Origin of the sequence: Blastomonas sp. CCH1-A6 (assembly GCF_001556365.1) — a bacterium.
Lineage (GTDB): Bacteria > Pseudomonadota > Alphaproteobacteria > Sphingomonadales > Sphingomonadaceae > Blastomonas > Blastomonas ursincola.
Map to the genome: position 1 here is coordinate 1 of NZ_LSIS01000006.1, position 602 is coordinate 602.

Here is a 602-nt window from a genome sequence, read left to right on the forward strand (position 1 = left end):
GAAGCGGGACCCCCGCTTTCGCGGGGGTGACGACGAATGGCTCAAGCCATCAGCTTAAAGCGGAAACGCCTGCCTTATCGCGAGCAGCCGGCGCAGCGCGCGGCCCAGCGGCAGTTCCTCGGACATGCCCATGCCGCCGTGCAGCTGGATGGCCTGCTTGCCGACCTCGACCCCGTCCTCGCTGACCGCGCGATAGGCGGCGCGCGCGGCGCGGGTGGCGGCTTCGGCATCGCCCGCCAGATCATGCGTCACCGCCTCATAGACCAGCGAGCGCGCCTGATCGAAGGCGACCTGCATGTCGACCATGCGATGCTGGAGCACCTGGAACGAGGCGAGCGGCACGCCGAACTGCTTGCGATCCATGGTATAGGCCTGGGTGGCGAGGCACACCCGGCGCATGATGCCGGTGCCTTCGGCCGCGAGCAGCAGCCGCGCCTTGTCGATCACCTTTTCCAGCGCCTCGGCGGCCGCGCCGGGGCCGAGCAGCAGAGCGTCCGCGCCGAGCGTCGCGCCGTCGAGCTTCACATCGGCGACCCAATGGTCGTCGCGCAGGCGATAGGGGGTGACCGTGACGCCCGCGCCGTCGGCGGGGACGAGGAACA

General features: G+C 70.3%; 1 protein-coding gene. It reads right to left on the reverse strand.

Features of this window, described 5'->3' with window-relative positions:
- Window positions 1-54 precede the first annotated feature (54 nt).
- Window positions 55-602: acyl-CoA dehydrogenase (locus tag AX735_RS00270; protein ID WP_231749965.1), on the reverse strand; the 548-nt coding region annotated here is incomplete at its 5' end.